18 protein-coding genes are annotated in these 22719 nt (G+C 54.8%); 2 read left to right on the top strand and 16 right to left on the bottom strand.

The features are described 5' to 3' along the window. Positions 1–90: 90 nt before the first annotated feature. The gene (locus C1N62_RS08010; protein ID WP_137763131.1) at positions 91–858 is read right to left on the bottom strand and encodes a YdiY family protein; all 768 of its coding nucleotides are present in this window, start codon (positions 856–858) and stop codon (positions 91–93) included. Between the two features lie 539 nt (positions 859–1397). Between C1N62_RS08010 and katE the strand changes: the two genes are divergently transcribed. Next, positions 1398–3674, top strand: coding sequence for a catalase HPII (gene katE, locus C1N62_RS08005; RefSeq protein ID WP_137763130.1), 2277 nt, complete (start codon positions 1398–1400; stop codon positions 3672–3674). Positions 3675–3729: 55 nt separating this feature from the next. Beyond that, a complete protein-coding gene (locus C1N62_RS08000; protein ID WP_137763129.1) occupies positions 3730–4584 on the top strand; it encodes an SDR family oxidoreductase in 855 nt (284 codons plus the stop codon). A gap of 70 nt (positions 4585–4654) precedes the next feature. Here the strand turns inward: C1N62_RS08000 and tssE are convergent, their stop codons facing one another. From tssE to C1N62_RS07925, 15 genes are all read right to left on the bottom strand, one after another. Further along, positions 4655–5107 (bottom strand): type VI secretion system baseplate subunit TssE, encoded by a 453-nt coding sequence (gene tssE / locus C1N62_RS07995; RefSeq protein WP_137763128.1) that lies wholly within the window; start codon positions 5105–5107, stop codon positions 4655–4657. Beyond that, positions 5107–5649, bottom strand: a complete 543-nt coding sequence (tssJ, locus tag C1N62_RS07990) for a type VI secretion system lipoprotein TssJ (protein ID WP_137763127.1) — start codon at positions 5647–5649, stop codon at positions 5107–5109. The genes tssE and tssJ overlap by 1 nt, the downstream gene beginning before the upstream one ends. Continuing rightward, the gene (gene tssG, locus C1N62_RS07985; RefSeq protein WP_137763126.1) at positions 5627–6706 is read right to left on the bottom strand and encodes a type VI secretion system baseplate subunit TssG; all 1080 of its coding nucleotides are present in this window, start codon (positions 6704–6706) and stop codon (positions 5627–5629) included. The genes tssJ and tssG overlap by 23 nt, the downstream gene beginning before the upstream one ends. After that, positions 6670–8424, bottom strand: a complete 1755-nt coding sequence (gene tssF / locus C1N62_RS07980; RefSeq protein WP_137763125.1) for a type VI secretion system baseplate subunit TssF — start codon at positions 8422–8424, stop codon at positions 6670–6672. The genes tssG and tssF overlap by 37 nt, the downstream gene beginning before the upstream one ends. A gap of 215 nt (positions 8425–8639) precedes the next feature. Next, positions 8640–10232 carry a type VI secretion system protein TssA gene (gene tssA / locus C1N62_RS07975; RefSeq protein ID WP_137763124.1) on the bottom strand — a complete coding sequence of 531 codons (1593 nt, stop codon included), beginning with the start codon at positions 10230–10232 and terminating at the stop codon, positions 8640–8642. Continuing rightward, complete coding sequence (locus C1N62_RS07970) at positions 10232–13681, bottom strand: ImcF-related family protein (protein ID WP_137763123.1); 3450 nt, start codon at positions 13679–13681, stop codon at positions 10232–10234. The genes tssA and C1N62_RS07970 overlap by 1 nt, the downstream gene beginning before the upstream one ends. Then, positions 13668–14657 (bottom strand): hypothetical protein, encoded by a 990-nt coding sequence (locus C1N62_RS07965; RefSeq protein ID WP_240775752.1) that lies wholly within the window; start codon positions 14655–14657, stop codon positions 13668–13670. Before C1N62_RS07965 ends, C1N62_RS07970 begins: the two co-directional genes overlap by 14 nt. 137 nt (positions 14658–14794) lie before the next feature. Beyond that, entirely contained in the window at positions 14795–15052 is a 258-nt protein-coding gene (locus C1N62_RS07960) for a PAAR domain-containing protein (RefSeq protein WP_137763122.1), read from the bottom strand. Between the two features lie 13 nt (positions 15053–15065). After that, positions 15066–17510, bottom strand: a complete 2445-nt coding sequence (locus C1N62_RS07955) for a DUF2235 domain-containing protein (RefSeq protein WP_137763121.1) — start codon at positions 17508–17510, stop codon at positions 15066–15068. After that, entirely contained in the window at positions 17498–18028 is a 531-nt protein-coding gene (locus tag C1N62_RS07950) for a DUF3304 domain-containing protein (RefSeq protein ID WP_137763120.1), read from the bottom strand. Before C1N62_RS07950 ends, C1N62_RS07955 begins: the two co-directional genes overlap by 13 nt. A 111-nt stretch (positions 18029–18139) precedes the next feature. Beyond that, positions 18140–18673, bottom strand: coding sequence for a DUF3304 domain-containing protein (locus C1N62_RS07945; protein ID WP_137763119.1), 534 nt, complete (start codon positions 18671–18673; stop codon positions 18140–18142). Between the two features lie 105 nt (positions 18674–18778). Next, positions 18779–19315 carry a DUF3304 domain-containing protein gene (locus C1N62_RS07940; protein ID WP_137763118.1) on the bottom strand — a complete coding sequence of 179 codons (537 nt, stop codon included), beginning with the start codon at positions 19313–19315 and terminating at the stop codon, positions 18779–18781. A 15-nt stretch (positions 19316–19330) separates the two neighbouring features. Next, on the bottom strand, positions 19331–19558 hold the full coding sequence (locus C1N62_RS07935; protein ID WP_137763117.1) for a YceK/YidQ family lipoprotein: 228 nt from the start codon (positions 19556–19558) through the stop codon (positions 19331–19333). Positions 19559–19570: 12 nt separating this feature from the next. Continuing rightward, entirely contained in the window at positions 19571–20353 is a 783-nt protein-coding gene (locus C1N62_RS07930) for a DUF4123 domain-containing protein (protein ID WP_137763116.1), read from the bottom strand. A 2-nt stretch (positions 20354–20355) separates the two neighbouring features. Further along, entirely contained in the window at positions 20356–22719 is a 2364-nt protein-coding gene (locus tag C1N62_RS07925) for a type VI secretion system Vgr family protein (protein WP_137763115.1), read from the bottom strand.

The raw sequence follows: 22719 nt of genomic DNA, 5'->3' as shown, positions 1-22719 counted from the left end.
CGCCGGTTTTTTTATTGCCGCCCTGCCCGATTTACGCCCATAAAAAAACCGCTGGCGGAGGGCCAGCGGTGTTTACGCATGGGCAACCTGTTACAGGTTATACACCAGTGAGATCGTGGTGGTGGTATCGGTCTTCTCAGGTGCGCTGGACGGCGGCTTGGTGTTGTAAGTGACGTTATACGCCAGCTTCAGGGCGAAGGATTTGTTGATCGCCACATTCAGCGCCGTTTCGGAGTTGAGGGTGGTCTCATCGTTCGCCAGCACGGAGAGCGCCTGGGTGAACTTGGCGTTGTCGGAGAGCTGGTAGTCATAGGTCAGCGCGCCATAGGCCAGCGCACGGGTCTGGTTGCCGCCCTGCTGGTATTCGTCATGGCGCACACCCGGGCCGACTTCCAGACGCAGGGTGTGGATTGGGCCGTTGAGCACCTGACGGCCATAGCCGAGGGTGCCGATGGAGCGGGAGCGGTAGCCGTTGTAACGATCGCTCAGCCAGCTCGCCTGACCAAACAGGTAGTTGTCCGCGGAGAGGTTGTAGCGGGTACGCGCACCCACCTGGTACTTCTCAGAGGAGCGCTCGTCGTTGGACGAGGCATTGCGCGCCGAGCCCCACAGGCTGTAGGCGGTGTCCGGCTGGAACCAGGTCATGGTGGTGTCGGCGCTCAGCACCGAGTTTTTGGTGTTGCCGGTCTGGGCGCTGTACCCGGCCTGCACGTTGCCTTCAAATGTCTTTTTCGCGGTGGATGGGTCATCCAGGGCAGTAAAGAGAGAGGTGTCTGCGAAACTGTTCATGCTGAACAGTGCTGCGCCGCACACCAAGGCGGTGCGTGGTAATGCACGTAAAACCCGACTGGCAATCATGTCTTCCCCAATAAATAACGCAAGGTAAAAAAATAAGCGGCAGGCCCGGCCTGCGCGGCGCTTATTTCAAGTTTTCATCAAGCAAAAGTCAATGCAGGAATATAGCGCACATTAGACCAAATACGCTAAGCCAGCGATTTTTTTAGAACATTCTTAATAGTGACACGCTTTGTCATGGGAATTTCGTTTAATTTTACCCTGCTCGCTCTTGACTTGATTAAATAACAGCCACATTTTGCCGGTTATTATCACTTATCGCCTCTTGGCGATATTCCCTTTACCCACAATAAAACTGGTACCTTATTTTTTCATTGTCTCTTTTTCCACCAGATAATTTGACTTAATTCACGTCAGGCTTATTGGCACAGTATCGGCCACTGAGCGTAACCGCTGCCAGCCGGTGGTTAATGGCCTGATTTGTCCGAGAATCTGCGTTAAGTCAGCCGGGTGTCCTATAGTTAGTGATTGCATCACCTCACGCACGCATTGAAGGCAAAGATCTTCAATCAAAAAAAGCCGCCCGAAAGGAGTATTGTTCAATGTCGAAAATCAAAGGTCATCAGACAACCCTGAAAACCGCCTCACACCAGGCACCGGCGACCGATGGCCGCCAATCCAAGCCCGGTCTGGGGGATCTGGCCCCGGCTGACAATTCGCACCGCCCCTCGCCTGCCCCCACGCCGCCGGGCAAGGAGCCAGCCGCGCCGGGCAGCATCAAAAGCCCGGACATCCATAACGAGAAGCTGGACGCGCTGGAGGCCCACCGCAAACAGGGCGCGGGTCAGGCCCTGACCACCAATCAGGGCACCAAAATCGCCAATGATCAGAACTCCCTGCGCGCTGGCAAACGTGGCCCAACGCTGCTGGAAGATTTCATCCTGCGCGAGAAGATCACCCACTTCGACCATGAGCGTATCCCGGAGCGCATCGTCCACGCGCGCGGCTCGGCGGCGCATGGCTACTTCCAGCCCTACAAATCAATGGCCCACGTCACCAAGGCTGCCTTCCTGCAAGATCCGCAGAAACAGACGCCGGTCTACGTGCGCTTCTCCACGGTACAGGGTTCGCGCGGCTCTGCCGATACCGTGCGTGACATCCGCGGCTTCGCCACCAAGTTCTATACCGATGAGGGCATCTATGATCTGGTCGGCAATAACACCCCGGTGTTCTTTATCCAGGACGCCCATAAATTCCCGGACTTCGTCCACGCGGTAAAACCTGAGCCGCACAACGAGATCCCACAGGGCGCCAGTGCCCATGACACCTTCTGGGATTACGTGTCGCTGCAACCAGAGACCCTGCACAACGTCTTCTGGGCGATGTCCGATCGCGGCATTCCGCGCAGCTACCGCACCATGGAGGGCTTCGGCATCCACACCTTCCGCTTTATCAATGCGGAAGGCACCTCAACCTTTGTGCGCTTCCACTGGAAACCGCTGGCGGGCAAGGCGTCGCTGTTGTGGGATGAGGCGCAAAAACTGGCCGGCAAAGACAGCGATTTCCACCGCCGTGACCTGTGGGAAGCGATTGAAGCCGGCGACTACCCCGAGTATGAACTGGGCGTGCAGCTGATCCCGGAAGAGGATGAGTTCAAGTTTGACTTTGACCTGCTGGACGCCACCAAGCTGATCCCCGAGGCGCTGGTGCCGGTCGAGATCATTGGCAAGATGGTGCTGAACCGCAACCCGGACAACTTCCACGCCGAGACCGAGCAGGTGGCCTACCACCCCGGCCATGTGGTGCCGGGCATCGATTTCAGCAACGACCCGCTGTTGCAGGGGCGGCTCTTCTCCTACCTCGATACCCAGATCAGCCGTCTGGGCGGGCCGAACTTTCATGAGATCCCGATCAACCGTCCCACCTGCCCCTACCACAACTTCCAGCGCGACGGGATGCACCGGATGGAGATCGACACCAACCCGGCCAACTATGAGCCGAACTCCATCAATAACAACTGGCCGCGCGAAACGCCACCAGCGGCCTCCGGTGGCGGGTTTGAGAGCCACTATGAGCGCGTTGAGGGGCACAAGGTGCGCGAGCGCAGCGAATCCTTTGAGGATTACTACTCGCAGCCGCGCCTGTTCTGGCTGAGCCAGACGCCGGTTGAGCAGGAGCACATTGTCGGTGCCTTCTCGTTTGAACTGAGCAAGGTGGGCCGCGCCTATATCCGTGAGCGGGTGGTTGACCTGCTGGCGCGCGTCGATCTCGACCTGGCGCAACAGGTGGCCGAGAACCTGGGCTTCACCCTGCCAGAGAGCTGCCAGCACTATCCCCAGCCCCATGACGTCAATGGCCTCGACAAGGATGAGACGCTCAGCCTCTATGCCACCGGTGACGGCGTGCTGAAAGGCCGCATTGTGGCGATACTGCTGAGCGACGGTGCCCATGCCGCCGACGTGCTGGAGATGTTGCAGGCGCTGCGGGCGGAAGGGGTACACGCCAAACTGCTGGCACGCCATATCGGCCAGGTGCTGGCGGATGACGGCTCTTCCATCCCGGTGGATGGCACCTTCAGCAACACCCCCTCCATCACGGTGGACGCCGTGCTGGTGCCGAACGGCAACATTGACTCACTGCTGCTGGATGGCGATGCCCGCCACTTCCTGCTGGAAGCCTACAAGCACCTGAAAGTGATCGGCCTGAGTGGCGACGCCCGCCGCATCAAGCCGCTGCTCGGCATTGATGACGCGCAGCCTGAAGAGGGGATCATTGAGGAGGATAAAGCGGAGAGTGCGCTGTTGCAGGCCTTCCTGGACGCTATGGAGGAGCACCGCGTCTGGTCGCGCAGCGCCAAGGCGGCCAGCGTCCCGGCATGACCCTATGACTATCGGGGAAGCCACGCTTCCCCTTTTCACTCAGTAAGGAGGAGATATGAGCGAACAGACCCTGCCCAAACAGCATCAGGATGAGCAACCCGGCCGCGAAGCGCCGATGGATCCACAGCCGCTGTACGATGACGCCGACTACCGTGCCGGCGATAAGCTGAAAGACAAGGTGGCGCTGGTCACCGGCGGCGACAGCGGCATTGGTCGGGCGGTGACCATCGCCTACGCCAAAGAAGGCGCGCAGGTGGCGATTGTCTATCTGGAAGAGGACGAGGATGCCAAAGAGACCCAGCGACTGGCGGCGAAGTATGGCCCGGAGCCGCTGCTGATCCGCGGTGATTTGGGCGATCAGGCGTTTGCCGTGGAGTCCGTGGAGAAGACGGTGCAGGCCTTCGGCAAGCTGGATGTGCTGGTGAACATTGCCGGTGAACAGCATCCTAAAGAGCGGCCGGAAGAGATTAGCGCAGAGCAACTGGAAAAGACCTTCCGCACTAACTTCTTCTCCATGGTCTATCTGGTACAGGCGGCGCTTAAGTACCTGCCAGAGGGCAGCACCATTATCAACACCAGCTCTATTACCGCCTTCCGCGGCAACCCCAAGCTGATTGATTACTCCTCTACCAAAGGAGCGATCACCGCCTTCACCCGCTCTCTGTCCACCAATCTGGTAGAGCGCGGCATCCGCGTTAACTCGGTGGCGCCCGGCCCCATCTGGACGCCGCTGATCCCGTCTACCTTTGACGAGGAGCATGTCTCCCAGTTTGGCGCCGAGACGCCGATGAAGCGCCCCGGCCAGCCCTCTGAACTGGCAGCGGCCTATGTCTATCTGGCATGCAAGGACTCCTCCTACGTCAGCGGCCAGACCATCCATGTCAACGGCGGCGTGGTGATCAACGGCTAACGCCCCTCCCCGGCCCAATAAAAAAGCCCCGCTGAGCGGGGCTTTTTTTATGGCGATGCTGCGGGGTCGGTTACCACCTTGCGCCAGATTGGAGAAAGTGCTGCTGCTTCAAATGACGCAGCAGTACCCGGCCCTCCGGGATGAACTCCGTGCCATAGCGCACCAGCCCCACGCCCTTCAACTCGGCATCAATGGCATAGATCAGCTCGCCCGGTATGGCCTGCTCCAGCAGGAGAACGTTCAGGCCCTTCAGGCGCGGCTCATATTTCAGCAGCGTGGTGGCCAGGATATCCATCAACTGATGGGCGCTACCCGGCATCCCCTGGAGGATTTTGGTCATATCCGGCAGGCCATAATCCGGCAGGTGCTTGATGCTGCCAGCACGGGTATTCAGGATGCGCTGCATGTTGTCCAACACCGACAGGATGACCTGCTCCTGCTCACTGACCGCCTCCAGATTCAGGCCACCCGCGAAGTTACCGTAGAGCATCTCATAGAGTGAAGGCGCATGATAACTGGTCATCACTGCGCCTCCGCCCGAAGCGTCAGGCTGTTATGCCCGGCCTCAATGACGCGGGGCTTGTCGGGATCCAGTTCATCCAGTGCGAGCACCTGTTTCCAGCTGTTGGTGGCCATATCCGGATGGCGAAATAACCCGACAATCGCGACAAATGTTGTTCCCGGCTCCATCGGCATGTCCAGCAGCACATCCCCGCCCGGTTTCAGCACCACATCGCGGCGCGCCAGCAGGTCGCTGCCCAGTACGGTGTCCCCTTCGTTCAACAGCTGTTGATAGAGGGCCTTATCGAAAGTCTTGCGATCCTGGAGCTGGTAGACCCGCACCATCACCGGTTCAGAGAGGGAATTATTCTCGGTACTGTCGGTATTCAACGCCTCGCGGGCCGTGAAATCCAGATGCAGCGTGATGATCTTCTTATAAAAAATGGACTTCACTGTCGAGGTTGTTCCCTGTGTGACACTTTGCGTCAGGCCACAGCCCGTCAGGCCAAGGATCAATGCAGGGAGCAGACAGTAAGTGGTTTTAAGCGAACTGATAGGTAACACGTCGAATTCCTTTTGTTGATGTTGCCGGCGCCAGGCCGTGGTAATGCCCAAGTTCGAAGGTAACGCGCGAGGGAAGATCGGCTGGGATGTGTTGTGCCTCCATGCCCAGCACTCCCCCCAGCCCCAGCCAGAGGTTCTCTGTGCCCAGTTGCGGTGGGGGCAGCAGATGGGTGCTGATCGTCAGGGTAATGTTGGCGGTATAGCGCCAGCCCAGATAGACCCGCAGCATCGCCACCAAATCCTGAAAGAGTTGCCCATCCGGCATCCAGGCTTTCGCCTCCTGCTCACTCTCGGTATGCAGGGCAATCAGCAACTGGCTGTTGGCATCCATCATCTCATCGCCGAGGGGGGTATTGCCGTCCAGCACTATGCCCTCCTCGGTAAACCCCAGCGGCTGCGCGATCGGCACGCGTCGCAGGGAGTGTGGGCTGACTGTCACTTCGGTCTGCGGCGCCAGAAGTTGTACCACCGCCCTGATGCCCCCCTCCGTTCTTCCTGGCAGGTGCAGTGGCCCCAGCAGGGCCAAAAAACGGGAGAGCGGCGCAGCGACGTGCTTCTCTGTTCCGGGTATCCCCAGTCCCGCCAACCCCAGCAGGGATTGTGAAAGCGCATCCCCACCGCCGGCCTGAAAGGTCACCGGGTAGGAGTATTTGCGCCAGATGCGATAAAACTGCGTCAAAATGCGGTGGTTAAAAATATCCAGAAAGGCCTGTAGCGCCTCGTGCCCCTCCCGCCGTTGGCTAATGTCGTCGAGATACAGCGTGGGCAGAGGGGAGTCCACGCCATACATCCCCATAAAGGTGGTGCGGATAACCGGGGGCGTAGCATTGCCCTCGCTGTACTCCACCGCTTTTAATTCGCTGATGGGGAAACCCATGCCCGGATGCGGCGAAAAACGCACAGGGTCATCGCTGGGATGGGTGGTGCTACCCAATGGCGGCCGCTGCCGATGCTGTTTTTCCAGAATTTGGCAGAGACGATAGAAATTGATTCGCGCCAGTTCTGCCTCAAGCCGAGGGGTCAGCCGGGGATACGGCGGTTGTGCTTCTCTGCCCATTCGAGGCGCTCTCCGGTGGGTTGAATGATAAAGATCAACTTATTAAACAGGTGGATATCCGTATAGAGAGCAAAGAAGCGGCTGAGCATTTCACCGAACAGGCAGATGTCACCGGTACCGGCAAAGCCATGGCTATCGAGGGTCACCTCTATCTGCACCCCACGCAGCAGGTATCCCTGCTCAAAGCGTTCAATTTCACTGTGCCGGACGTCCAGAATTGCCTCCAGCCGGCGGCGGTTCATCTCACTGTCACTCCACTCATAGAGCGCCAACGTACCACGCAGTACGTCCGCGTTATCCAACAGTGACAGGAAGCCAGCCCCCAGATGGCTCAATACCCGCCAGTGGAAGCGATCGCGATCGGGCGGATAGCACGGCAAGGTGGGCGGGCAGAGATTGCGCACCCAAATCTGGGCCTCGGTGGTTTTCATCAACGTATCCAGCACCGTGCTTTGCAGCGCCCGTCGGGGGAGCTGGCCGTTGGTGCCGGTTAGCGTCAGGGAGAGGCTCTCCCGCTCCGGCACGCTGTGGGAGTCAAACGCCTCACCGCCGAGGATGAGCCAGGTATCATGCAGCCCGGATGGCCCACGGCGCACCCGGGTGTGGTAGTAGTACTCCGGTGCCTCATGGCGCATCATGCCGCCCTTATGGCGGAAACTGGAGAAAGGCACATAGGCGTGGTTGCCGGATGAGATCACCGAGTCCACAGAGTAAATCTCAGTATGCCCATCCTGTATGCGCATTGGGCGCAGCAGATATTCCGTCTGTAGTGAGTCAAGCGTCAGCGGATCTGACTCCAGCGAAAAAAGGTTAATCACTGGCGTACAGTTGAGTTGCAACTGCTTTTCACTGAAGGTGAAATCGTGTTCCCAGCGTTTTGTCAGCACGACGTCAATTTCAAACCATGGCAATGCTGGCGGCAGCTCCACCCGCTCAAGCCCGCGAAGGCCCGTAAACATAAACTTCTCGCGGAAGGTGAAATACTCCAGCAACAACTGGTAGCCGCTGAAATTGCCGGTATCTTTTGGCCAGAGGTGGTCATCCTCGTTAAAACCCAAGGCGGTGAAGTACCCCTCCAGAGGTTGGCGATCCGGGATGCCGGGCAGACGCAGCCAGAGCCGGGCAACATTCATCACGAGTGCCTCATGCATGGCGCAGGCCAGCGGCGCATCCGCATTGAAATAGAGCGGCAGTTGGCTCAGATCAATGCGGCTCCAGTCAGCCAGGGGGCTGCAAACAAACCGCAAGTTCACCACAGAGCGGCCATCGCCGTCAGTGGTGAGCCTGGCCCGGTCAAGAGCCAGCGGCAACACATTCACTTCCCGGGTAGTGGTATAACGGCAGCGGGTGCCCTTCTCCCCAACCGGCCGTGACAATACCTCGAACCCCTTCTCAATGTGCATTGGCTCTTTCATCTGTTGCCAATCTGGTGTGAATGCCACCACCGACATTGAAGGAATGGTGCGCAAATAGTGCGGCCACAGCAAACTGACCAATCCTTCGGTCAATTCCGGCAGGTCATCATCAAGCTTTTCACGAAGCCGCCCCATTAAAAATGCAAAGCCCTCCAATAGTCGTTCCACGTAGGGATCGCGGGCACCCGCCTTATCCAGATTCAACATGGCCGCCCTGTCCGGGTGGGCGCGGGCAAACTCTTCACCTGCCTCAAGCAGGTAGCGCATTTCGGCGTCATAATAACGCAGCGTTAAGTCATCCATAGATATTCAATAAGTAATATGTAATGGTTAAAGAATGGGACAGGTAAAAAACAGGGCCAACTTATAACGCCCTATTTCTTAACCGCCTCCCTTATTAAAAGGCGCTTATTGCAAATAGCTATATTCAACAGCAGGAATTCAACCCTGCCACTTTCCTTTTATATAAAAATCTTGAGACGCCAAGGAAATAAAAAAGGCGTTATGAAATGGGAGCGTTATCCATACAATATGGCCGCACGTGCTGGATCAAGCGCAATCAGGCCAGCCAGCAGCGTATCCATCTCTGGTTGTAAATGGATTTTCTCCGCGTCATTGCGGCTGGCTTTCATGCGCAATAATTTCAGGCGGCGGGCTTTGATCTCAAATATCAGATCCGGCGTCCAGTGATAGAGGGTCAGGGAGTGTGCGGCCGTGTCGAGATCCCCCAGCAGATGCAATGCCATCTCATGTTTGCCATGCTGCTCCGCCACGCGGGCCATCAGCAGGCGCATTAGCCATTGATGGCGGGGCGATGTCATGCCCGGTCGCGACTGGAGCCAGCCGAGCGCGGCCTCAATGCCGTCGCTGTCCGCCATCGCCAGCATCTCCGGTTCAAGGCCAAGGATCTCATCCGCGGCGGGCAGTGCTGCCATTGCCGGCTCATCTTTCCAGAGGGGCATGTCATTCAGGACGTGCTCGTGAATCCAATGCTGCGTCACCTCGTCGGCAAAAGGCGATCCGTCATTGAACAGCCGCTCCTCCAGACCGGGCAGCCGGGTAAGTAACCCTTTCAGATCCCGGCAAATAATGTCGGCCCGGACACGGTTATTGTCCATGCCAATCAGCGCCTGCCAGAGATACCACTGCACGTCCAGCCACAGGTGGTTTCTTCCTTGGGCAAAAAAGTTGTCTGCCTGTACCAGCAACTCTGCCCAATTGCGCTCCAGATAGAGGCGCTTGAGATGGGCACGATGCTCGATTTTAGGTGGCAGGATATGCGTCAATTCACTGGCATTGAGCCGCGGAAGCGACGTCAAGGTATCCCAGCGGACACTTTTGACCAAATGGTGTGCCGCCAGCCAGCCATCTTGCTGCTCCTGGAGATACTTCGCCAGCATCCTGACCTGATTGAGCAGCGCGCCTGCGGAGTCCACGGTTGAGGCAACCGGGGTAAAATCGGCCAAAGCCGTAGAGGACTGCGCCTCTTCCGCAGCGTCTGATACGGGATTACTCAGGCTGCCGCGCGGTAACCGCCGGGTTTCCAACGCCTGATAGAGGGCAGAGAGTTGTGGGCGCTCCTCGGGTGGCAGCGACTGAATAACCTGCTCAATCAGTAACAGCGCGCCGGTGATACGTTGCAGCGTAGCGAGATTGACGTCACTGTGCAGCGCCAGGCTATTGAGGATGCGGTTACTGCACAACCACTCCAATGCCGATTTGCGGCTACGCTCGCGCTGGGGATGCAGCTGTACTGTAAAGCGCTGTAGCAAGCTTGCCAGCAGCGTCAATCCTTCCGCCAGCCCGGCCTCGCCCTCCTGATGCAGGCGTCCCCACACATAAAACGTGGCGACCCGCAGATCTTTACTTACGCCGGTCAGCAGTTTCTCCGCCAAAGTACAAATTAGCTCGGCGTCAGTGCCCGTCAGCTTATTTAACTCTTCGCGGATACGTTGAAAGTCATCCTGATACGCGGGATCTTCCCCAGTAGGATAATGAACACTCACAGGCATAAGCCAACGCTCCCATTTTTCACACTGGGTGATGGCCTGCTGTATTAATTGCCCTTTATCTTTCTGACAGGCAATAATTAAATTTTGTAATGACACCATTATTCCTCTCCCTCTTGCTCGTTACTTTCCATATTATCTTCTGACAACTGCAAATCGCTCTCCGTGGCAATAGTGAAAATCTCTGCTGGCAGGGTGAATTGGCGAAGCTGCAATAGCGCCAGCGGGCCGTTTTCCAATTGCGAGCGTAATACCCATTGCAGGGTCTCCCCCTCTGGCGTAATAAAACTCATCATCCACTGGCTATTATCCAGCGGCTGGCGTTTGCCTGACTCCAACCAACGAATAAAACCCCAGGTACCGGTATAATCCCCTAATAATTTCGCGCCAGCATCCAGGGATGTCCAGGTCAGCATAGTGCCGGGTTTATAGGTATTTCCCGGCCAGCGGAAAGTCTGCCAGTCGGCGATTTGGTTAAAGTAGTGTAACTTCTGCCCGTCGATGGTCAGTTCCGTTTCCACGACATTTGCCGCAGGCCGCGCCTGAAGCTCGAAGCTGATGCCTTGATTGCCATCCGTGAACAGGATGTCCGATAACTTACTCAATTGGTTAACCGCACTGAGAAACGCGGGATTACAGGTCAACCCCTGGCTATGGGCGCTGTCTGGCACCCATTGACTGCCCTCTTTATGCAAAATGCCCCCCAGCTCCTGCGCCAGAAAACGCTCTATGCGCCCGGTATCCTTACGAATAAACTCTGCCAGCATCGGCAATGAGGCTTCGCTTTTACTGACCGCAAAGGGATAGCGGCCCTCAAACGCCGTCTGCCAGTGATTCACAATCGCCCGGTGCCATTTGTCATTGAGGCTGGCGGCAGAGGGTTGCAGCACCGTTTCCCACGCTTGCGTCAGCGGTTGCACAAACATCGTCTGCCCAAATCCGTTCCACTCTTCACCAAGGCTGGCGGCAATCAGGCTGCCGTACTGCTGGGTGTCAGTCAGGTCAACGCTTTTGCCATGGAATACCGTCTGCGCCAGGGTCTGCATCATCTCCTGGGGGTCTGGTGCATTGGCGACCTGTTGCAGGCGCAGCCTGACGCGGGTAATACGCGTCAGGTAGGTCTGCAAACTCAGGCTGCTGTCCGCTGACATCACACTCTCGGCTTTGTTTTTGCCCATCAGGGTCAGCAGTGGGCCAAATGTCTCATCCAGCGGCCCGGCTGGCCCTGCAACGCTCTGGTCGATAACCGGCTTATCACTGCCCTGTATCAACTCTTTTGCCGATTTGATGACAGACTCCGCCAATTTCGCGTTTTTTTGCCCAGCCTGCCCCTGCCAGGCCAGGGTGTTCATCAAAGCAATCAGGGGGGATTGGCGCACATCGCTCATCAATGTCAGCTGGTCTGTGACATCGGCAATATTATTGGCTGGGTTCCAGCGCAAATTATTCAGGAAGTTGAGCCAGCTTCCGGCAAAGTCAGTGAAGTAGCGCTCCCTAAGCCGTGCCTTCAGCGCTTCCGGCGAGATCTCCGAGGAGAGGCGCTGCTTACTGTCACTCAGCACCCAATCAATTTCATCACGCCGTGAGTTGGCTGCTTTTTCAATCGCCTGTTCAATTTCACCCTCCCATGCCTGACGGGTGAACATCCCCGGAATGATCTCATTGGTGGCAAATAGCCGCCGGGCGTCCGTTCCGTTGGTCATGTCATCCAACGTGACATCCGCGAAATTGCGCCGCACCGATTTGAGCATGTTTTCGTACAGCGTACTTTCAGCATTACGGCGGCCAATCTGTTGCAGCAGTATCTGGCGAACGTGCAAGACCAGCGCCATGTCCGGCGTAATTTTCCACTGCGGCTGGTGGGAGAGTTCCGTAATTGAGAAGGCCCAGAGATCCGGTGACAGGCTCTGCCATAAGGCGGTCGAGATCCCTGGATAAGTCGGCTGTACGGATTGCATGGTTTGCACATAAAACGCCGCATCCACTTTATCCGGGCGTGACATCATCAGCCATGCCTTCAACTGGTCGTAACCCGGCTTTGCCAGTTCCGCACGCAACGGACTTTCGGGTGGCAGGTTTGCCAGCTTAGTCAGCCTCTGTCTTAACGCCTTCTCAGCGGGATCCCGTATCAAACGGTTATTCAGCACGCCATACCAAGGCAACATGGCGTTCAAGAGCGCCTGATTATGATTCAGGCCAAAACGCTGATACCAAGGCGCGCCGTGCTGGAGCTGATGTTGCAGCCGCCCGGCATCATTGCGTAGTGCGTGCAGGGCCGTAAGCTGCCCATCGGTGACTGCCCGCTGCGTTATCAGTTCCTGAGTTTTATCGGCCACCGAGACAATCTGTGCCCGGTTCGCCATAAACGAGATCAGCAAGCCAGCGCACCCTACCCCCATTCCCACCATCATCGCCGTTGCACAGGCCCTTTCCCATGCCATGCCCACCCGGCGGCCACGAAGGCGGGCGCAGTCATCAATTACCCCTTGCCAGGAGAGAGGGAGCGTCAGGGCGTGCGACGACGAGGGCACGGCCGGATTAGCTGCCCTCTCCACTTGTTCCGGCAGTGGCACCGGCTCTGCCAGACTGAACATCAGGCCGCGCAACGGAACACGCTGCTGTGACGCATATAGCCAGGGTGCCAGATGGTTTTTCCAACCCTCAATCCCGCCCTGTTCAAGCTGCTGGGCAAGGCGCAACAAAAAATCGTGGGCAAGATGTTCAGCAACTTGTGCCAGTCCCTGCGCGCGCAACGACGGCAGCAAGGTGCGAAGTTGTTTTTCTATGTCGTCCGGGGTTGCCCGAACCGGCCACGTCGCCCCCACGGCTTGCTGCACCCGCCCCGCTTGCGGCCAGACGCTGACGCACAGCTGCCATAGATAGACAGGCGGTTGGTAGTGCAACACTTCGCCAATTTTCTCCAACCCACGTAAATCGCCGTCACTCAGTTGCGGCGTCAGGATCTGCTCCTCGCCAAGCACGCGCACAATTCCATCCAATGGTCGGCCCCGGCGTAACTTGCGCAGAGCCGCATATTTTTCCACCTCCACCTCGCCCGCCAGAGTACCGCCATAGATCAGGACGGTACGGCGGCCTTCTAGCCATTGTTTGGCACGCAAATCCGGTAGCAGCAGCGCAATGGCGTTATCATCGCCGGTAATCAGCAAGATCCGAACTTTCCTGCGCCAACATGTCCGGTAACGCTTACGTAGGTAAGTGGCAATACTATGGTTCAGCGTTGGCTGGGCTTGGGTACGCTTTATTTCTGATGTTTCACCCGCGCTATTTGCATCTCTTTTGACACGATTCCTTATCCATAATTGATTGGCTATAAAAATCAGCATCGATAAACATGCCAGCGCGATCCAGCTAATCGCACACACGATTAACAGTGAACGAATAACTGACCAGTCAGTGGTGGCGTGTTCGGCAAAATGCCAATACAACAGCCCAGCTATTAATATGAATAGGGTGAGTACGGTGATAACGAGCATCCCCGTGGGTGTTACAGAGATGCTTGGACGTGGTGCGTTGGGTTTATCCTTTTCCATGAGGCTTAACAATTCCAAGTGCAAAAGTATGTTGAGGATCAGGGGCTATCCAGCCACATGGCTGGTTCTGCTGCCGGGCCAATATTGCTGCCAATGAAATAACCACCAATGGCTCCATATCACCCACCTCGCCCCAATAGTTGTCCTGATGATGTTGGTTGATATTCCAGCTACAGCCAGCCAGCGCAGGCAGATGAGCATGGGCAAACAGAAGACAGTCATCCGGTGCAGCTTCAAGGCCGCTTTGCTTGACGGCGCGTTCACACACCTCCTTAAGCGCTTCATTGGCCGAAGCATCAAAGACTTCTCCGCGGGGCATGACGACATCCCCCTTCGCGCCGATAAGCCAAAGCACCGCGGACTCACCGGCAGGCAATGCGCTATCATGTGTCGGGGGGCATGAGCGACATCCAGCCACCAGAAAGTGCCGCTGCTCATCAGCACGCAGTGACGCAGCAATGCGGGAAAGCGTGGCCTCCCCCTGCCAAGGCTCCGCAGAGGCAGGCAATAGGGTGTCTGGAAAGGAGATACTCATCTGTGAGCAAAATGCCTGCCAGGCAGCATCACTGCCGAGCCAGAAACAACCGGCCAAGGGGGGAACCGGCCCGTGGTGCTCCTTTTGCCATTGCAAGACCAGTGCGTAAGCCAGTTGCTGTTCGCGCTCAGACACATCTGCAGAAAATGTGCGCGCAAGGCGTAAGGCTCTACCACCGGCCTCCTGCCTGACAGCGGGCATCCGCTGCTCGCGGCGTAATAACCGTATCCAGTCGAGCGCATGGCTCCCCGACGGCCCCATCAGGCATATTTCATTGAAAGCCAACAGACTCTGATGTTTCTCCCACCAGATATTGCATTCACGCTCTACTTCACTGTCCCAGACTATGCGGTGATGCACCGACACCCGGTAGTAAATCAGGCGGCATAACCACAGTGTGCCGGTGATCGCCAACGTGAAGAGCATGGCGACAAAAATCATGCCGCCATCCTTTACCCCTTTTTGAAGTAACGTAGTGCCGCCCCCTGCCAGCAGATTTAGCAACGCCCCACTTGTAAGCCACTTTTTGGCGTCCGGGGGCGTTGCCGTTCGCCAGTGCGGGAATTTAGGCAACGGTCTCACTGTTCAATTCCACAGTCAGCGAGCGAGCTCACCAATGTGCACCCACAGGCGCAGCGGTGCCCATGCAAGGCAATAGGCTTACCATCAATTTCAGACAACACACTGCCTTCAATAATGGTGGTCATGCCATGCTCATAGCATTTAACGGCATCACCTTTAACTGCGATTCCTTTACCAAAACAGAGGGCGTGTCCTTCCAATACTTTGCCGCCATACTCCCGCAACGTATCGCCCTGACGAATTATCTGTTTCATCCTCTATTCCTATTCAGGTATGGCTCATCTCAAGTGATGTTTTATTTATTGCGCGGATCACAGCTTTTGCTCTGGCCAATTTCAGCTCATTAACTTTGGCGGTCTCCGTTGCCATCAACAGGCCGGGTTTGGTGGTAAATGCGGTCAACTGCGCGGCATCAGGCGTCTGAGGGATAGGTTGGCCTGTGATATAGTCCATGGCCTTCACCTCCAACGTATACGCGCCAACAGTGCCTACCAGACCTGCCAGTTTCTCGGCATCCCCTTTCTGTTTAAAGCTGAATATGACGCCCCCTACCAATGTCGCTGCGCCCACCACATTGCCGGCTATGGTCAGTGGAGATAGCGCCTTATTACATTCGCTCCCGAAATAGACCATGCGGTAGCGGAAGTAACTGCCAAATGGCTCACGGCAACCGAAGGAGTAGTGCATAAACCAGGCTCGGGAATCATGCACCTGATCATCAAAAAGCGCCCTGACCAGTCCAGCAGGCGTGTCTGCATTACTGGCCTCCCCTTGGGTGGGAAAAAGGATGGATACCTTTTCATCGCCCGCCGCTTTCATTTGGTAGTACTCTCTAGGCTCATCGTCGCTGTTCAATAAATAAATTGCATGCTGAGGAATATTCTCAAATAAAATCTGCGGAAGGCTGGTGGCTTTACGGGAGACGTTTCTATAATCTTCGCCAAATTCATGTGCTGCCTGAAGGAGCTGGGTCTTGGCGAGATCCGGGTCAAAGTCTTTCACTCCGGGTTCCAGCACGGCCTCTTTCGCCTCCTCCACAGACATGCTTGCCAGCGCACTCTCACGCCGTGCTCTGACCGCCCCCTGATCAAGTTCACGTCGGACTTTAGATTTCTCCAATTTCGCAGGATCGTCGTGATCGTTTGTGGCATTTTTGTAGAAGGGCATTTTCAGTAGGGTGGATTTCGCATAGCGATCAATTCGCCAGGCGGTGATCCACGCCAGCTGATTTTCAAGCTCCTTCTCCAGTGTGAGGCCAGATCGGAGTGGGCAATACTCCGAGGCCTGTTGCTCTGTAACAGGCGTTGCATCTTTTGGCTGCCTTAAGGTCAGCTCGCGCCATGCGTTAAAGCGATTAATAAGTGAGGGGTGAATTTCATATTCCCCCAAAACATCCTGTGTGAACTTTCTCCAGCCATCGTTTTTAAAATTCTCAGGCAAAGTTTCATCTGGCACCTTAAATGGTGCTCCTGAATTAAAAGCCTGACAATACATATCATGCAGAGTGATTTGTGAAAGCAGTTGGCTATCGCTTTTATCTAAAGAGTTAGCTTTCCCCTGATCCCCTGGGGGATATCCCCCGCCAATATCTGAATGCATCCCCGGATAGATAACTTCTATGCTATTGGCTGGATATTGGCCATTACTGCGGCGAATGGAGTCCAATGGAAAACAGAGACGCTGCTCATGTGCAGAGACCAGGTGCACGCAGCGTTTAATCAAGCCGCCATAGGTGTGCTCATCCGGTAACGCCTGGTTTCCATCTGCCCAGGCCATATGCCCCTCTGCTATCGGTGCGATATGCGGCACCCCAACTGAGGCCACCGTATCCAGCAGGCCAAGAAACTCTATACTTAGTGGGATTTTAACGTCATCGACTTGCAAGCACTGCGCTGCTTTGCCGCCATTTTCAGGTTTAGGTAATAGCTCACTCAACCATGTGACAAAGGCGCGTGCCGCTGCCGCACCCCGTGAAAAGCCATAGATATAGAGTTTGATACCCAGCAATCTTGACTTTCCCGGCTCCGACTGCGTCAGGGCAATTTTTAGCGCGGAGTCTTTATTTAAATTTCTTAACTGGTTGGTAAATTCTTCATGTCTGTTATAACTGCCCATCAGACCAAAAGATGCTTTGGAGGTGCCCATCCTTTTGATTAAATCTCGGCTTTCACCATTACTTATCCACTCTTCTTTAAGAGAAAATTGTAACGCATCTACAATACGCAGCAACGCCCAATTGATACGATCCTCTCCCCTATCAGCAAATGCCAACCCAATAGTGGAGTAGTCCAGATCATTAATTTCCGGGAAAGGGGTGCCCACACCGGGAATGTAGTATTTAAAATATTTTCCTGAAACCATATCACTTTGATCAAATAGCTCTTCACCGCCAACCACCCCGCCCGCAGTGCCGCTGCCAATGGTGGATCTGAATAGTCTGGCAATATTGGTAGGGTGTTTGGGATCTGAGCGGTAGAGATCGTTGTTTAAATTATTCCCGGTTCCATCAAAGAATAAACTGATATGCAGTGTTTTACAGCATGGAGGCTCCACAATACGCCCCTGAAGCTCACACAGCTCATTACGATAACTCCGCTCCTGGCTCTCCTGCTGATGGCAGTTTTTCCCGACCAGATCCGCATAAGAGGGTAATCGGCCTTGGATAGGAAACGCGGGTGGATACCAAACTGATTCATGCATTATTTCGGACATACTTTTGGCTCCTCCATTTTAAGTGGCAATTTGAACGGATAATTCGCATTTGTGGGAGACCAACAACTGGTTGTCACTCTGACATCATCACAAGGCAGGAAATGTACAGTAATGCCACAAATTTTCTGACCGGTGTAATCTGGGACAGGTACGGTTTTACTATGCTGGCGATTATTAGCACTCATTTTCTTTTTCCACGCCGTATATTTTTCATAATCAGCAAAGCCAGGGAAACCTTTAGTTGATGCCTCACCGCTCTCCCAATCAATTCTTACCGTCATCCCCGGTTTCCAACGCCCTGGCACGCCGTAACAGCAGCCGCCTCCGCCACCATCATAGGGGCCGATGGCATCAATGCCCGACTGGCCGTTAACGCTGAAGTGGTTAATTGCCCATTTGGTGTGGTTGATGGCTTTGATTGTTCCGCCACCGCCGCCTGTATCTGCGTGCACGGTGCGCTGGCTACAGCCAGCCAGTAAAATTACGGCCAGCAAGGTACTGCTTAGGATTATTTTCATATTTAAGTCCGGGTTGATTAATCTTTATTTAGGCATTTATTATTTCATTCGATGAGACTGATGTTTTGCGCTGTGAATTTATTAGAGACTGCCGCGATGATGAATAACCCTTTACCCTTTCGGGCATACTTTTGGCTCCTCCATTTTAAGCGGCAATTTAATCGGGTAATTTTCATGATTTGGTGCCCAACAACTGGTTGTCACTCTGACATCATCACAAGGCAGGAAATGCACGGTGATACCACAGACTTCCTGACCGGTATAATCTGGGACAGGTACAATACGGCTATGCTCTTTATTTTGTGATTTTACCTTTTTAGCCCATTCAAGAAATTCTTTTTCATTTTCATATCCAGGAAAATCATCTGATGAACCAATACCTGTTTGCCAATCAATTCTTACCGTCATTCCCGGTCGCCAATGCCCTGGCACGCCGTAGCAGCAGCCGCCTCCGCCACCATCATAGGGGCCGATGGCATCAATGCCTGACTGGCCGTTAACGCTGAAGTGGTTAATTGCCCATTTGGTGTGGTTAATGGCCCTGATCGTTCCGCCACCGCCGCCTGTATCTGCGTGCACTGTGTGCTGGCTACAGCCAGCCAGTAAAATTACGGCCAGTAAGGTACTACTTAGGATTATTTTCATATTTCTACCTGAATTTTTATTTTATTATTTAATTAATTACTTAATTAGAAGGGCTACTTAAGGAGTGCGATTATTAGCATGGCGATACGGCATAAAATAACCTCCTTATGTTTTTGGACAGACCTTTGGCTCCTCCATCCGTAATTTTTCTTTGATAGGATAAGAGGGACTACCATAAGTGAAACAGCTTGTTGTTACTTTGACATCATCGCATGGCAAAAAATGCACGGTAATGCCACAGACCTCCTGACCGGTATAGTCAGGGACAGGCACGGTTTTACTGTGCTGGCGGTTATTAGCACTCATTTTCTTTTTCCACGCCGTATATTTTTCATAATCAGCAAAGCCAGGGAAACCTTTAGTTGATGCCTCACCGCTCTCCCAATCAATTCTTACCGTCATTCCCGGTTTCCAACGCCCTGGCACGCCATAGCAGCAGCCGCCTCCACCGCCATCAAAGGGGCCAATGGCATCAATGCCCGACTGGCCATTAACGCTGAAGTGGTTAATCGCCCATTTGGTATGGTTGATGGCTTCAATTATTCCACCACCTCCGCCGCCCGTTTCCGCCAGCACAGTGTGCTGGCTACAGCCAGTTAACAGGAGTGCCACGAAAAACACGCCTGAAATTCTTGTCTTCATGCTTTTCCCTATTACTTAATTATTTGTTGCGACACAGACAGCATCAATAGGTAACGTCACGGTATCCAGGGCAGCAGAAAATGGCACATCAAGCCATATAAAAAGTACATAATAGCCTAATTCTATTGACTTACTTGTTCCTGCATAATATTCCCGATAGCATCCTTCCATATGCTTAACAAGTGAACCACAACCGCTTAGTAAAAATGACAATGCTATTACACTCACTTTTAATAATTTCACTGAATCCACCTTCTATTTGATTGCATAATCTTTATCTTGGGATAACAGGTTAATTACCCACGCGTCTCGTGCCTCTTCGAAGAGTATGCCTTCACGTGTTGCTGCCAACATGGCATGGCAACATGCAGAAAAAGCGTCCTCTTTGGTTGGAAAGGATGCTTTTAATGAGGGGTTGGCATTCAGTAATCTCTTTGCATCACTCAGGCACAACATTTTCTCAAACTGTGCATCACTAAAGGTGATATGGGGTTGAGGTATATTTTCGTCGACAGTGCGCCCTTTGCCTTCAAAAAATTCAAAGGCACCATCTCTGTTCATCCAACTCCAAAACGCTGCGGGCTGCTGCAACTGTTCCTGCTCTTTTTGATCCAGAATGGTGGAAAAATAGTAGTGGAAAACACGAGCATCCCAAAAGCGGAAAATTCCTTCCCGCCCTTCCAGCTCGGCCTTTACGCAATTTTTTAACCATGTCTTAAGCGGAGAAAATTGCCAGAACGAGCCAACTGCCATTAATGGCGCGTGTTGTGAAGTTTCGTGTGCCAACTCATAAAGCCAACGAACTTGTTGCTGCTCTGTAAGCTCAATACGCATTAATAAAGGTGCATCTTCTTGATATATATCTTCAGGTAAGCCCTCGTACAGAGAACCCCAAATCATTTCAGCCGAGAAGCCGGTAAGGGCAGGAATAACAGAGAAGTCCACGCCACACTGGTCAATGATGATATCAATATAATCTAGTTTCATTCCCTGACAGGCGCTAAGAAGCTTATCCAACCAGAGTGCACTGTTTCCCATTATTACTCTCCTCTTACAACAAAGCCTTGCGCTCGCTGTTGCGCGCGTTTCATGCACTCTTTACAGATGGATGACGGCAAATCCGGTAGCGGGAAATTATTGCTGGCAGGGCCGGCCAATCGGTGTAGTCCTTTCAGGCTTAATAGACCCGGCCCATGAATTTCAATTTCACCCTGTGGCGTTAAGCGAATATAGGCACCGCCACAACCTAGCGTGATACCGTTTTTGGCTGTGAGCTGTATGTGCCCCTGTGTAGATTGGAGAGTGACATCGCTTAATGAGGTGAGGGTCAGCGTATCTGCATGAGACTCCACTGCCAGCGGCCCTTTTGCTGATACCAGCCGCAATCCCTCCTTATGTGCCAGCATGGAGATGGCCTGGCTGGCATTCACGGAGTAACGCTGCGACGACGTGATGTTTACCTCGCCCAGACTTTGCAGATAGAGTCCTTTTCCGCTGTGCAGCAAGGTGCTTTCCGGGGTGACGACAGCCGCGCCCTCCGGTGCCGACATGAGTAAAGCCGCGCCTTTCAACTGACTGGCGTTATGTACCAACCTACCAAGAGGGGCTCTTTCTGGCGAAACGTTATGGTGTGTCTCAGCGATGCTTCCCCACTCTGTGACCTGATTCAATGCGCCTTTCAGTAAGCTGATCGCAGGTTGCATCTCCAGTTGCTTACCCTGCGCAGCAGGTTGCCCATCAGCACTAATAAACAGCCCTTTCTCGGCCCGGATGGCACCCCAAGCGTCTGTTCGGAGTTCAAACCCCTCCCCGCGCTGCTGTTTTTCGCTGTCTACCAGATGCCCAAGATTCAGCTGGCTTTTGCCGCCGTACTCGGTGGAGATTTTGATGTGCTCCTGACCGCGCGTATCATCCAACCGGATTTTATTGTTCGCTGGCGTGCGCAGCACGTTGCGCTTGTAGTTGCGGATAGTGACGTGATCCGAGTGGGCGGAGTCATGCAACACACCCGCGATGTAGGGCCGATCCGGGTTGCCATCCTCAAAACCTATCGCGACCTCGGTGCCGGCCAGTAGCGGCAGATGCAGACCGTAGGTATTGCCAGCATAGGGGCGTGACTGGCGTACCCACAGGCTCTCAAAGCCGCGTTTCCAACTGTGCCGGTCAAACAGCATGTTGACACGGTAGCGGCCCGCTTTATCGATGTGGCCATAGAGATCATTTTCCGTGGTGCTGGTGACGCGCGCGGGCAAAGTACCCGCCATGACCGGACGCGCGCCCGGCTCAGGCCGGAAGCCGTAGTCAGCGGTTGCAGGCATGGCGTCAAAATGGATCAGCAATTCCTTATCCCGCCGCGCAGAGCGAATCACGCCGGTGATGAGTACACCCTGGCTGAAAACATCGGCGACTTCATGACCGCCAGCCACCTTTAATACCTGTCCGGGTGACAGCGTCACGTAACTTGTCACGCCGCTCAGTTGGGTCTGATTGTTCAGGTAGCGCTCATGCCGCAGGCGGGCATAGAAAGCACCGCTCTCTGGTGTGGAGGTTGCTCCTGCCGTCAGGTAGTTATCTGCCCAGTGGTAGGCTTCGCCGTAGGTAGTCGCGTCATCCCCGGGGGCCTCCGCCCGGGCGTTCATCTCCTCTGTCGCCTGACGGTAGTTATAGTCGTGGGTACTCACCTGCTTTTGTACCACCTGATGGTGGCTCTTCATCTCCCAGACCGCCTCCACGCCCCGGTCATGCTGCCCGGAGGGCGGCACCGAGGGCAGCGTCAGCGCTGGCTGATACCCCTGTTGGCTGTCATAAAACTCCACTACGTCGATATGCAGGCGGGTGTCGGTGGTAAAGCGGAACCAGATCCCTACCTCCCCCAACAGGCGGGTAATGAAGTGCAGGTCATCCTCGCCATACTGCATCACCTGCTCGCGGCGTGGGTACTCGCGCGTCAATGAGAACAGAAAATCCTGCCCGCGCATGTTGTGCCGCTCACGCAGAATGCTCTCCACAATCTGCGGCACCGACATATCCTGATAGATGGCGTTCTGGTGCGAGCGATCAAGCAGGGCCAGCCGGGGTTGCAGCGTCAGGGCATAGTGCGTCTGATCTTTCGTGGTGCTGAAGCGCTCGAACGCCGTCACTACCCCCTGCACTACCCGAACTGGCTGCTGAAGCGTGATGCCACGCCCCTGCGCCACAGGGGCCTGGAGCGTCAGGGAGGCCGACTTCATCAGCATTGTGTTACGGGTGATGCCATGATCAGGGCTGGTAAACTCAATGCGATAACTGAACGGCTTACTGAGATGCTCTTGTCCCTCAAAGGCCAGGACATCCAATTCGGCCTGGCTGTCGCGTACGGCAAGCAGATGACAGTTATGGCTAAAACTGATCGGCTTCTCGTTCAT

It is taken from the genome of Nissabacter sp. SGAir0207, from assembly GCF_005491205.1.
Taxonomy (GTDB): Bacteria; Pseudomonadota; Gammaproteobacteria; order Enterobacterales; family Enterobacteriaceae; genus Chimaeribacter.
Note: the sequence above shows the minus strand (reverse complement) of the source record. Positions and strands in the feature narration are given on the sequence as shown.

Bases quoted from the DNA above. Each gene is read 5' to 3' on its own strand.
- tssA (WP_137763124.1), bottom strand. From the start codon at position 10,232: ATGGTGTCATTACAAAATTTAATTATTGCCTGTCAGAAAGATAAAGGG.
- C1N62_RS07955 (WP_137763121.1), bottom strand. From the start codon at position 17,510: ATGTCCGAAATAATGCATGAATCAGTTTGGTATCCACCCGCGTTTCCT.
- C1N62_RS07930 (WP_137763116.1), bottom strand. From the start codon at position 20,353: ATGGGAAACAGTGCACTCTGGTTGGATAAGCTTCTTAGCGCCTGTCAG.
- katE (WP_137763130.1), top strand. From the start codon at position 1,398: ATGTCGAAAATCAAAGGTCATCAGACAACCCTGAAAACCGCCTCACAC.
- tssF (WP_137763125.1), bottom strand. From the start codon at position 8,424: ATGGATGACTTAACGCTGCGTTATTATGACGCCGAAATGCGCTACCTG.
- C1N62_RS07965 (WP_240775752.1), bottom strand. From the start codon at position 14,657: ATGATTTTTGTCGCCATGCTCTTCACGTTGGCGATCACCGGCACACTG.
- C1N62_RS08010 (WP_137763131.1), bottom strand. From the start codon at position 858: ATGATTGCCAGTCGGGTTTTACGTGCATTACCACGCACCGCCTTGGTG.
- C1N62_RS08000 (WP_137763129.1), top strand. From the start codon at position 3,730: ATGAGCGAACAGACCCTGCCCAAACAGCATCAGGATGAGCAACCCGGC.
- tssE (WP_137763128.1), bottom strand. From the start codon at position 5,107: ATGACCAGTTATCATGCGCCTTCACTCTATGAGATGCTCTACGGTAAC.
- C1N62_RS07950 (WP_137763120.1), bottom strand. From the start codon at position 18,028: ATGAAAATAATCCTAAGCAGTACCTTGCTGGCCGTAATTTTACTGGCT.
- C1N62_RS07970 (WP_137763123.1), bottom strand. From the start codon at position 13,681: ATGGAAAAGGATAAACCCAACGCACCACGTCCAAGCATCTCTGTAACA.
- C1N62_RS07925 (WP_137763115.1), bottom strand. From the start codon at position 22,719: ATGAACGAGAAGCCGATCAGTTTTAGCCATAACTGTCATCTGCTTGCC.
- C1N62_RS07960 (WP_137763122.1), bottom strand. From the start codon at position 15,052: ATGAAACAGATAATTCGTCAGGGCGATACGTTGCGGGAGTATGGCGGC.
- C1N62_RS07945 (WP_137763119.1), bottom strand. From the start codon at position 18,673: ATGAAAATAATCCTAAGTAGTACCTTACTGGCCGTAATTTTACTGGCT.
- tssG (WP_137763126.1), bottom strand. From the start codon at position 6,706: ATGGGCAGAGAAGCACAACCGCCGTATCCCCGGCTGACCCCTCGGCTT.
- C1N62_RS07940 (WP_137763118.1), bottom strand. From the start codon at position 19,315: ATGAAGACAAGAATTTCAGGCGTGTTTTTCGTGGCACTCCTGTTAACT.